Source organism: Acidovorax sp. HMWF029 (assembly GCF_003060895.1).
Lineage (GTDB): Bacteria > Pseudomonadota > Gammaproteobacteria > Burkholderiales > Burkholderiaceae_C > Acidovorax.
This window is the reverse complement of the sequence record NZ_QAIH01000237.1, coordinates 5,116-12,798: the sequence shown is the minus strand read 5'-3', so window position 1 is coordinate 12,798 and position 7,683 is coordinate 5,116. Positions and strand designations below refer to the sequence as shown.

The following is a 7,683-nucleotide window of genomic DNA, read 5'->3' as shown; positions in this document are numbered from 1 at the left end:
CCCGCCGTCACCACAACGCGGCGCGCGGGCACGTTGACGCCGAAGCGGCTCTGGTACCAGCCGCTGATGCGCTCGCGCAAAGCATCCAGCCCCAACGCATTGGTGTACTGCGTTGCGCCACTGTGCACGGCGCGGGCAGCGGCTTCCTGCACCAGGGGCGGGGCGGTGAAATCCGGCTCACCGATGTTCAGGAAGATCATCGGCTCGCGTGTGCCTGCCACCTCACGGGCCAGGGCTTGCGCGGCCTTGGCCACTTCCATCACGTAGAACGGTTCGATGCGCTCGGCGCGCGTGGAAAACTTCATGGCAAAGGCATCCTGCCCAGACCGGGCGTGGGGGCGTGGAAGGGAAAAAGAAGCGAAGCAGCCTCGGCCACCTTGCCGGCGGGCTGCGGCTGGGTCAGGCGTTGGCCGTGCCAGCAGCCTTGTCGGCGGCCACTTCCATGGCGCGCAACTTGGGGGCTAAGCCGTTGAGCACGGCATTCACGTACTTGTGGCCGTCGGTGCCGCCAAACTCCTTGGCGAGTTCGATGCACTCATTGAGCACCACGCGCCACGGCACATCGAGGCAGTGCTGGAACTCGTACACACCAATCCACATCGTGGCGCGTTCGATGGGCGAGATCTCGGCCATCTTGCGGTCCAGCAGCGGGGTGATGAGTTGGTCCATCTCGACTGCTGTGGCAATGCAACCATGCAGCAGCGCGTCGTAGTGGGCAGAGTCGGCCTTGTGAAAGCCCGCCAGGTCGCGCGTGAAGGCGTCGATGGCATGGGCATCATTGCCACCCACCAGGTGCTGGTAGAGCGCCTGCAGCGCAAACTCGCGCGCGCGGCTGCGGTTGGACTTGGAGGCCGCCTTGCGCGTGCCTGTGCTCTTGAGGCCAGTGCGGGCCTGCTTGGGAGGGCGGGGCGACGAAGGTGTGGTGGGGGTGTTTTCGCTCATGACAACTCGTCCAGCAGGTTGGCCATTTCCACTGCCACGCGGGCCGCATCGGTGCCCTTCTCGGTCTGGCGGGCAATCGCCTGTTCGAGGTTCTCGGTGGTGATGATGGCGTTGGCAATCGGGATCTGGTAGTCCAGCGACAGGCGTGTGACGCCCGCGCCGGATTCATTGGCCACCAGCTCGAAGTGGTAGGTCTCGCCACGGATGATGCAGCCCAGCGCGATCAGCGCGTCGAACGCATCGCTCTCGGCCATGGCCTGCAGGGCCACGGGCACTTCGAGTGCGCCGGGCACGAGCACATGCTTGATGTGTTTTTCTTGCACCCCCAGGGCCAGCAGCTCTGCGCGGCAGGCGGCAGCCAGGGTGTTGGTGATGCCTTCATTGAAGCGGGCCTGCACGATGCCGATGTGCAGTTTCTTGCCATCCAATTTGTCTGCGGTGCCTTTGTCTGCGCCAAACATAGTGATCCTGTTCTTTTACTCTTTGGGGATAAAGCCGGTGATTTCGAGGCCGTAGCCCGCCATGCTGGGCATGCGGCGGGGCTGGCCCATCAGGGCCATCTTGTGCACGCCACATTCGCGCAGGATCTGCGCGCCCACGCCATAGGTGCGCAGGTCCATGCGGCCGCGCTCCGGGGCTTGCGCCGCGCGGGCTGTGCCTTCGAATTGAGCCAGCAGCTGGGCGGCGGTTTCGCCGCAGTTCAGCAGCACCGCCACGCCCTTGCCTTGCTTTGCCAGGTACTGCAGGCTGGTGTCCAGTCCCCACGAGTGCATGGAGCGGTTGATTTCGAGCGCATCGAACACCGAGAGCGGCTCGTGCACGCGCACGGGCACCACGTCGTCGGCACTCCACTGGCCCATGACCAGCGCCAGATGCACGGCCTGGCTGGGTTTGTCGCGGAAGGCGTGGGCGGTGAATTCGCCGTAGGCCGTCTTCAGTGCGCGTGTGCCTACCTTTTCAACGAGCGACTCGTTGCGGCTGCGGTACTCGATGAGGTCGGCGATGGTGCCGATTTTGAGGCCGTGCTCGGCAGCAAACAGCTGGAGGTCGGGCAGGCGGGCCATGGTGCCATCGTCTTTCATGATCTCGCAGATGACCGACGCGGGGCTGCAGCCTGCCATGGCGGCCAGGTCGCAGCCGGCTTCGGTATGGCCTGCGCGCATCAGCACACCGCCATCCACCGCCTGCAGCGGGAAGATGTGGCCGGGCTGCACCAGGTCGCTGGGCTGGCTGTTGCGGTCCACGGCGACCTGCACCGTGCGGGCGCGGTCGGCGGCCGAGATGCCGGTGGTCACGCCCTCGGCGGCCTCGATGGAGACCGTGAAGGCCGTGCTGTACACGGTGCCGTTGCGTGCAGCCATGGGCGGCAGCTTGAGGAACTCGCAGCGCTCGCGCGAGAGCGTCAGGCAGATCAGGCCCCGGCCGAAGCGAGCCATGAAGTTGATGGCCTCGGGCGTGACGTGGTCGGCGGCCAGCACGAGGTCGCCTTCGTTTTCGCGGTCTTCTTCATCCACCAGGATGACGATGCGCCCGGCGCGCATCTCGGCCACGATGTCCTCGACAGGCGAGATCGGCACGGGGGTGAGGGGGGTGTTCATGGAAGGTTGGGGCTTTCTGTGGGAGCCTGTGGCGGTTTGCCAGCTGGCGGTGTGCTGCAGCACAGGTTCCCGTGGCAGAGGGCAGCTGCTGTGCCCTCAAGAAACCGCCCCAAAGAACATGCGATGCGGCACTGCCGCACGTCAAGGGGGCATCTCGCCCCCAAGGCCTGGGATTTTAGTGCACCGGGGCCGTTCCGTCTTTGAGCGGGGTGGTGTCTGACGCAGATCAGGTCAGATCCGCTCAGATGGCGCTGCCTTGCAGCACCACGTCCGATGTTGGGCAGGCCACGCAGGGCAGCACGCAGCCTTCTTCCTTTTCTTCCGCTGTGAGGCCAGGCCATTCGATGGTGTAGCGCACAGTGCCTTCGATCAGATGGCCCAGGCAGGTGCGGCAGGTGCCGTTGCGGCAGGAGCTGGGCCAGTCGATGCCTCCCCGCTCCATCGACTGCAGCAAGGGCTGCTCGGGCCAGGCGTCGCACTGCAGGCCATCGGGCTCGACTTTGGCGATGAAGAAGGGGGCGGTGGTGGGTGTATGCATGGGCGTGTCAATTCAGGGATGGCAGGCGGCGTGGGTCCACACCAGCAGGAGGTTGTTGGCAGGCATGGAATGCCGTGCGGCCAGCTGCAGGCCTGCGCTGGCGGCCACGGCCATCACGTCTTCGATGCGGCGGATGCCCCAGGCGGCGTCTTGCGCGCGCAGGCTGGCGTCAAAGGCCAGGTTGCCAGGGGCCGTGGGCACGCCGTCTTCCAGGTAGGGGCCGTAGGTGACGAGGTGGCCACCTGCAGCCAGGTGGCGGGCTGCGCCTTGCATGAGCCCTGCGCAACAAGCCCACGGGGCGATGTGCAGCATGTTGGCGCAATAGACCAAGTCGAATGGTGCGCCGAAAGCCGGGCCGTTGGAGGGCCAGGGGTTTTGCAGCACGTCGAGCCGCAGCGGCGCGCATACGTTGTGCGCCTGCGCTTGTTCGGCCCAGCCTGTGATGGAACCAAAGTGGGTGTCTTGCAGGTCGGTGGGTTGCCAGGTCCAGCCGGGCAGGGCGGCGGCAAAGTGCGCAGCGTGTTGGCCGGTGCCGCTGGCAATCTCCAGCGCCGCCCCAGCGGGCGCAAGCAGCGCCAGCAACCGCTCAAGGATGGGAGTCTGGTTGCGTTCTGCTGCAGGGCTGTGCTGGAGTCGTGTGTTTTGCATGGTTTTTTGGCCGTCTGCGCGCTTCTATCAAGCACTTTCAGCTATGAATTGAGGAGCGCATCTGGTCGTGCCGGTGTGCAATGTACCGCAGATGCCCTGTTTGTCGGGTCTGCCTGTTTTTTAAGCGGCGCAAGGATATTCCTTGCAAATCAACCACTTAAGCTTGTCATACAAGGCTTGTTCACAGTTATCCACAAGATTGTCCAGTGCCGGGCGGGATAACCGGGGTACTTCGGGCCCTGGCCGTGGGCGGTTTGCCTGGGGCGGGGATGCGGCGATGGATTGCCTATTTTTTGATCAATGCAAGGATATTCCTTGTGAATCAATCACTTAGCTTTGTCATACAGGGCTTGTCCAAAGTTATCCACATGATTGTCCAGTGAGGAAAGGGATAACCGCGACTGCTTTTGGAGCGTTTGCCTAAAAAAGATGCAGTGCAGGGGGTTTCCTTACAAATCAAGCACTTGGAGTTGTCATACAGGACTTGCCAAAACTTATCCACATGATTGTCCAGCGGCAGCAGGGATAACCCACCGTCGGTGGTTCAGGCCGTGACTTTGACATCTTTCCAGAACGCCACGCGGCCCCGGATTTCCTCGGCTTCGGGCTTGGGGTCGGGGTAAAACCAGGCGGCATCGGGGTGCATTTCGCCGTTGATCAGCAGCGACAGGTAGCTGGCCTGGCCTTTCCAGGCGCACATGGTTTTGTGGTTGCTGAAGGTGAAGAACTCGCGTTTGAGGGAGTTTTCGGGGAAGTAGTGGTTGCCTTCGACCACCACCGTGTCATCGCTCTCGGCAATGACGACGCCGTTCCAGGTTGCTTTCATGGGTGTCCTTTTTGGGGTGTTTGGGGTGTTTGTTTGCAGGGGTACCTTACCCGATTGGTTTGTAGGGTAGGGGGGCTTGGCGGACCGCCTGCTTTTGTTGAGGGCGGGGGCCAGGCGCACCCGCCGGCCCCCGCCCTCCAACCAGGCAAGCCGCTACCCACAAGGCAGAGCATAAAAAACCAGATATCTCCAGTCACCTGCGCAACCCCTCCACCCCCCCATCTCGCTTACAGTCCCACGCGCAGCGTGCCCTCCCGGCACTCCGTCCCCTCTTTGCACAACATAACCAACTAACCTACCAACAGGAGAAGCTCACATGGGTATCGACTTCCAAGGCCGCGTGGCCATCGTCACAGGCGCCGGTGGGGGCCTGGGCCGCCAGCATGCACTGGCGCTGGCCGCGCGCGGCGCAAAGGTGCTGGTCAACGACCTGGGCGGCACGGTGGATGGCAGCGGCGCCACGGTGGGCGCTGCGCAGGCCGTGGTCGATGAAATCCGCGCAGCGGGCGGCGAGGCACTGGCCAATGGCGCGTCCGTCACTGACTTTGCCGCCGTGGAGGCCATGGTGCAGCAGGCGATGGATGCCTGGGGCCGGGTGGACATTCTGGTCAATAACGCCGGCATCCTGCGCGACAAATCGTTTGCCAAGATGGACATGGCCGACTTCCGCCTGGTGGTGGATGTGCATCTGATGGGCGCTGCCAACTGCTCCAAGGCCGTGTGGCCGCACATGGTTGCCCAGCAATATGGCCGCATCGTCATGACGACCTCGTCCACCGGCCTGTACGGCAACTTCGGCCAAGCCAACTACGGCGCGGCCAAGCTGGCCCAGGTGGGTCTGATGCAGACGCTGGCCATCGAAGGTGCCAAGAACAACATCCACGTGAACGCCCTGGCCCCCACGGCCGCCACACGCATGACCGAGGGCCTCATGCCGCAGGAAGTGCTCGATGCCTTGAAGCCCGAAGCCGTAGTGCCCGCCATGCTGGTGCTGGCGCACGAAAGTGCGCCCACGCGCACCATTCTGTGCGCCGGTGCGGGCACGTTCGAGGCGGCCCACATCACCCTCACCCAGGGCATCCATCTGGGTATCGGCGCCGACGTGCCCGAGCAGCTGGCGGCCCGCCTGGCAGAGGTGACGGAGCGTGCGGGCGAGCAAGTACCACAAAGTGGCGCGGCGCAGGGGACCAATGAGGTTGGACGCGCTTTGGCCGCAAGGGCTTGATACCCCCGTGGGCGGGCCAGCCCCCAACGTGCTAAGTTCCGGGCCGACAGAAGTTGGATCGGTATAAACATATGAGCAAACTGCACGAGAAACTGGCCGCCTATCCGGCGGATGCCCTGGGGGGGATTCGCCGCGGCATCGAAAAGGAAGGCCTCAGGGTGCTGCCTACGGGCGGTCTGGCGCTCACGCCCCACCCGCTGGCCCTGGGCTCGGCCCTCACGCACCCGCTGATCACCACCGACTACAGCGAGTCGCAGCTCGAACTCATCACTGGCGCCCACAAGGGCGTGCTGGCCTGCCTGGCTGAGCTGACCGAAGTGCACCAGTTTGTGCACCACACTCTCAAGGACAGCGGCGGCGAGCTGCTCTGGGCCTCCAGCATGCCCTGCGGGCTGCCTACCGATGAGACGATCCCGATTGGCCGCTACGGCAGCTCCAACGTGGGCCGCGCCAAAAGTGTGTACCGCATGGGACTGGGCCACCGCTACGGTCGGCGCATGCAGACCATCTCTGGCATCCACTACAACTGGTCGCTGCCGGGCGTGACGAGCGAGCAGTATTTCTCGCTCATCCGCAACTTCCGCCGCCACGCGTTTGTGTTGCTGTACCTGTTTGGCGCCTCGCCTGCGCTGTGCCCCTGTTTTGTGGAAGGGCGCCAGCACGGCCTGCAGCAGATGGACGGCGGCAGCGCGCTGTACCTGCCCCACGCCACCTCGCTGCGCATGGGCCGTCTGGGCTACCAGAGCGACGCGCAGGCCACGCTGGCGGTGAGCTACAACGGCCTCACGGGCTACGCCAACTCGCTGCACGAGGCGCTGACCAAGCCCTACCCGGCTTATGAAACGGTGGGCGTGCGCAACCCTGGTGGTGACTACAACCAGCTGGGCACCAGCCTGCTGCAGATCGAAAACGAGTTCTACGGCACTATCCGCCCCAAGCGCACCGTGCGAACGGGCGAGCGCCCCCTGCATGCGCTGCGTGAGCGCGGCGTGGAATATGTGGAAGTGCGCCTGATGGACCTGGACCCGTTTGTGCCCGTGGGCATCACGGCGTCCACCATGCGGCTGCTGGACGTGTTTTTGCTGCACTGCCTGCTGTCCGACAGCCCGCCCGACACGCCTGCTGAAATCGCCGAACTCAAGCAGAACCAACACCTCACCGCCGAGCGCGGCCGTGAGCCGGGCCTGCACCTGTCGCGCAATGGCCAGAGCGTGCTGCTAACCGATTGGGGCAGCGAGGTGCTGGCCGCCTGCGAGCCCCTGGCCGCTGCGCTGGACGCGACCCACGCCACGGACGACTACTGCGCCGCGCTGCGCGATGCCCGTGCGCTCATGGCCGCGCCCGAGCGCACCCCGTCTGCCCGCGTGCTGGAGCACATCACGCAGCAGCACCACCACAGCTTCGAGTCCTTTGCGCGCCAGCAGTCCATGGCTGCGCGCGACGCGCTGCTGGGCCTGCCTTGGTCGGATGCGCAACAGGCCCGTTTTGTTGCCATGGCCGCCGAGTCCATCGCCGCCCAGAAAGCCATTGAGGCGGCGGACACACTGCCGTTTGAGGCGTGGCGCGAGCAGTACATGTCGGTGAAGGAATTGGGCTGACGCAATCTGCAGATGCTGATTGCTATCTATTTGATAGCTTAAAAGCATTGCCTATCAGGCGGGCGAGGCCAATCGGGTTTGATTTTTAGCCCGGCAGCTGAAGCAGGGCCTCCTGTCGCCAGTATTCCGCTGCGTCCAGAAACCCCTCCCACACACAGCCATTGCAGCCCCGGCCGCAGCAGGTGGTGGGCTCGGTTGGTGGGGCGCGCAGCGTGATGCCGGTTGCGCTGGCGCGCTCCTGCAAGGCGGCAAACATGGCCTGGGCCGAGGCGCCGTCCACGGCGCGGGCAGGTACGGTGACCGGGGGG

Annotated in this window: 9 protein-coding genes and 1 pseudogene; 2 read left to right on the top strand and 8 right to left on the bottom strand. The window is 64.6% G+C overall.

Annotated features, from left to right (window positions below):
* The 7 genes and pseudogenes from DBR12_RS23105 to DBR12_RS17465 all read right to left on the bottom strand — a co-directional run.
* A pseudogene (locus tag DBR12_RS23105) lies at positions 1–305 on the bottom strand (aminotransferase); the annotation flags it as partial.
* A gap of 94 nt (positions 306–399) precedes the next feature.
* Complete coding sequence (gene nusB / locus DBR12_RS17490) at positions 400–942, bottom strand: transcription antitermination factor NusB (RefSeq protein ID WP_108618433.1); 543 nt, start codon at positions 940–942, stop codon at positions 400–402.
* Positions 939–1,403: a 6,7-dimethyl-8-ribityllumazine synthase gene (gene ribH / locus DBR12_RS17485; RefSeq protein WP_108618432.1), complete on the bottom strand. Its 465-nt coding sequence runs from the start codon at positions 1,401–1,403 to the stop codon at positions 939–941. Before ribH ends, nusB begins: the two co-directional genes overlap by 4 nt.
* A gap of 15 nt (positions 1,404–1,418) precedes the next feature.
* The gene (gene ribBA, locus DBR12_RS17480; RefSeq protein ID WP_108618431.1) at positions 1,419–2,540 is read right to left on the bottom strand and encodes a bifunctional 3,4-dihydroxy-2-butanone-4-phosphate synthase/GTP cyclohydrolase II; all 1,122 of its coding nucleotides are present in this window, start codon (positions 2,538–2,540) and stop codon (positions 1,419–1,421) included.
* Positions 2,541–2,781: 241 nt separating this feature from the next.
* A complete protein-coding gene (locus tag DBR12_RS17475) occupies positions 2,782–3,078 on the bottom strand; it encodes a 2Fe-2S iron-sulfur cluster-binding protein (protein ID WP_108618430.1) in 297 nt (98 codons plus the stop codon).
* A gap of 12 nt (positions 3,079–3,090) precedes the next feature.
* The gene (locus tag DBR12_RS17470; RefSeq protein ID WP_108618429.1) at positions 3,091–3,726 is read right to left on the bottom strand and encodes a DUF938 domain-containing protein; all 636 of its coding nucleotides are present in this window, start codon (positions 3,724–3,726) and stop codon (positions 3,091–3,093) included.
* A gap of 544 nt (positions 3,727–4,270) precedes the next feature.
* Complete coding sequence (locus DBR12_RS17465) at positions 4,271–4,552, bottom strand: DUF427 domain-containing protein (RefSeq protein ID WP_108618428.1); 282 nt, start codon at positions 4,550–4,552, stop codon at positions 4,271–4,273.
* Positions 4,553–4,868: 316 nt separating this feature from the next.
* On the opposite strand from DBR12_RS17465, the gene DBR12_RS17460 reads away from it, so the two are divergent.
* Positions 4,869–5,777 (top strand): SDR family NAD(P)-dependent oxidoreductase, encoded by a 909-nt coding sequence (locus tag DBR12_RS17460; protein ID WP_108618427.1) that lies wholly within the window; start codon positions 4,869–4,871, stop codon positions 5,775–5,777.
* 71 nt (positions 5,778–5,848) lie between these two features.
* A complete protein-coding gene (gene gshA / locus DBR12_RS17455; protein ID WP_108618426.1) occupies positions 5,849–7,375 on the top strand; it encodes a glutamate--cysteine ligase in 1,527 nt (508 codons plus the stop codon).
* A gap of 85 nt (positions 7,376–7,460) precedes the next feature.
* On the opposite strand, the gene DBR12_RS17450 is transcribed toward gshA, so the two are convergent.
* Positions 7,461–7,631, bottom strand: coding sequence for an oxidoreductase-like domain-containing protein (locus DBR12_RS17450; protein WP_108618439.1), 171 nt, complete (start codon positions 7,629–7,631; stop codon positions 7,461–7,463).
* Positions 7,632–7,683 lie beyond the last annotated feature (52 nt).

Coding starts and splice junctions, on each gene's coding strand:
- DBR12_RS17450 (WP_108618439.1), bottom strand. CDS start 7,631: ATGTTTGCCGCCTTGCAGGAGCGCGCCAGCGCAACCGGCATCACGCTG.
- DBR12_RS17465 (WP_108618428.1), bottom strand. CDS start 4,552: ATGAAAGCAACCTGGAACGGCGTCGTCATTGCCGAGAGCGATGACACG.
- DBR12_RS17460 (WP_108618427.1), top strand. CDS start 4,869: ATGGGTATCGACTTCCAAGGCCGCGTGGCCATCGTCACAGGCGCCGGT.
- ribBA (WP_108618431.1), bottom strand. CDS start 2,540: ATGAACACCCCCCTCACCCCCGTGCCGATCTCGCCTGTCGAGGACATC.
- nusB (WP_108618433.1), bottom strand. CDS start 942: ATGAGCGAAAACACCCCCACCACACCTTCGTCGCCCCGCCCTCCCAAG.
- gshA (WP_108618426.1), top strand. CDS start 5,849: ATGAGCAAACTGCACGAGAAACTGGCCGCCTATCCGGCGGATGCCCTG.
- DBR12_RS17475 (WP_108618430.1), bottom strand. CDS start 3,078: ATGCATACACCCACCACCGCCCCCTTCTTCATCGCCAAAGTCGAGCCC.
- ribH (WP_108618432.1), bottom strand. CDS start 1,403: ATGTTTGGCGCAGACAAAGGCACCGCAGACAAATTGGATGGCAAGAAA.
- DBR12_RS17470 (WP_108618429.1), bottom strand. CDS start 3,726: ATGCAAAACACACGACTCCAGCACAGCCCTGCAGCAGAACGCAACCAG.